The following is a 1,753-nucleotide window of genomic DNA, read 5'->3' on the forward strand; positions in this document are numbered from 1 at the left end:
CAGTTCGAAGCGGCGGGTGCAGTTGGCGACGGGGCTGTTGCGCAGGGCGGGGCGGTAGCCGGTGGTGATGCGCCGACACAGCTCGAGGGTTTCGCTCAGAGAGTCCATGGTCATTTGCCTCAGTCCTTGGTGCGCAGGCATCGCTGCACATTGTCCATCAGGGATGTCTGTTGCTCGCGGGTGGCGGCAACCGCCTCCTGCCAGGCCGGTGAGTTACTGAGTTGTTCCCCACCGCGAGCCAGCATGAGCACATAGCTGATCAGATCGTCCTCACGGTCCAGGCCTTGCTCGCGCGCCTGATCCAGGTAGTGCTGGATCAAGCCAACCCGCGTGCCGTGGCAAGCGGCAGCCAGGGCAGTGCAGGACGGCTCGACCTTGAGCAACTCGGCAAGCTGATAGCTCAGCGGGTCACCCGCCAATTCGTCCCAACACGCTTCGTTCAACGTGATTGGCGGGAAGTGCGAGGATTGAGGCTGATCACCGCCGGAGATCTGCAGCCACAATCGCTTGTTCGGGTGCGCGACGGGCGACCACCAGTGATGGATGGGCGCCAGCCATTCGCTTACACCGGGCAGTTCACGGTGCGTATCCAGCACTTGCAAGGCTGCAGCGGTGTGAAAACGCAGGAGGTACGAATGGCCGTCAGCACCCGTGACGATGTTGGCGTGGCTTAAATGCCGCGCGAGCCGGTCGGGGGGGAGGGCGCTGACTATCCAGCCGCATACTGCGCCCGCTGCACCCTGTTCAAGTTGCCATTGAAAATCATACTGGGCCGAGACATCCGAGCCCGGGCGCGAACCAAACAACCAGGGGCCTGCTGTGCGCAGGTTGCTGAACTGTGCTTGCTGCAGCAGTGGCCAGCATCGGTCGGCGTAGTACCCGGTCAGTCTTTCCTGCACCTCGGGAGTCAGATTGGCCATTTCCACGATGGCGCTCAGGCGGTAACGGTCGGATGCTCGCAGCACCTCGACCATCGCTCTGACAAATGGGCTGGGCATCAGCTTGCTCCTTCCATGCGAATCATGTTGTGGCCGTCGGCGATCGCTTTCAGCAGGCAGCTGAGGCAAATGGGTTCGCCGGGCTCAGGTACACCAGAAGTTGAAGTGATGCGATTGCTACCCGTAACCTGCTGGTTGACCGGCCCTTTGAAGGACAGCGCAAGGCCGTCCAGCGTGATACCGGCGCCATCGATTCGCAGCAGGCCCGCCGGGCTCCTGATCGTCAGGCTTTCGCTGACCTGAATGTCATAGACCTTGGTGGTGTGCCGGATAGCTTCACCCGTTTTCAGGTTGTGGTGACCGGCCACGACCTGTTCCAGATGGCCGCCGATTTCTACCGTGTGGTTGGCCTTGGTGATGTCCTGGCGGTGGTTGCCTACCTGTTCGATTCGATCCTTGCCTGTGGTGATCGTGTGGGTGCGACCAATGCTCAGGCTGTCGTCGTTGGCGATTTCATGTACCCGGTTCTGGCCAATGCCGACGGACTCGTCACGGGCTACTTCTTCGCGACGGTCCTGCCCAATAGAGATTGTCTCGTCCCGTTCCACGCGCTCCGTGCGGTCGTTGCCCACCCGCGTGGTTTCGTCGTGCTTGACGATGTTGTTCTGGTCCCGCTGGGCATGGATGAACACTTCCTCCTTGCCCAGTTCATCCTCGAAACGCAGTTCGTTAAAGCCATCGCCCTTATGGGGCTGGCTCTTGATGGTCATCCGCGTCTTGTGCTTGGGCAGGTCATACGGCGGCAGCTGATTGCC

The 1,753-nt window shown here is 61.1% G+C and carries 2 protein-coding genes; both read right to left on the reverse strand.

Annotation, left to right across the window (positions count from 1 at the left end; genetic code table 11):
- Positions 1–119: 119 nt before the first annotated feature.
- Positions 120–998 carry a DUF4123 domain-containing protein gene (locus WF331_RS29070; protein ID WP_284360331.1) on the reverse strand — a complete coding sequence of 293 codons (879 nt, stop codon included), beginning with the start codon at positions 996–998 and terminating at the stop codon, positions 120–122.
- On the reverse strand, positions 998–1,753 hold a 756-nt coding region (locus tag WF331_RS29075; RefSeq protein WP_445325406.1), incomplete at its 5' end, for a bacteriophage T4 gp5 trimerisation domain-containing protein. The genes WF331_RS29070 and WF331_RS29075, both read right to left, overlap by 1 nt.

Origin of the sequence: Pseudomonas sp. YNh (genome assembly GCF_037993085.1) — a bacterium.
Taxonomy (GTDB): domain Bacteria; phylum Pseudomonadota; class Gammaproteobacteria; order Pseudomonadales; family Pseudomonadaceae; genus Aquipseudomonas; species Aquipseudomonas putida.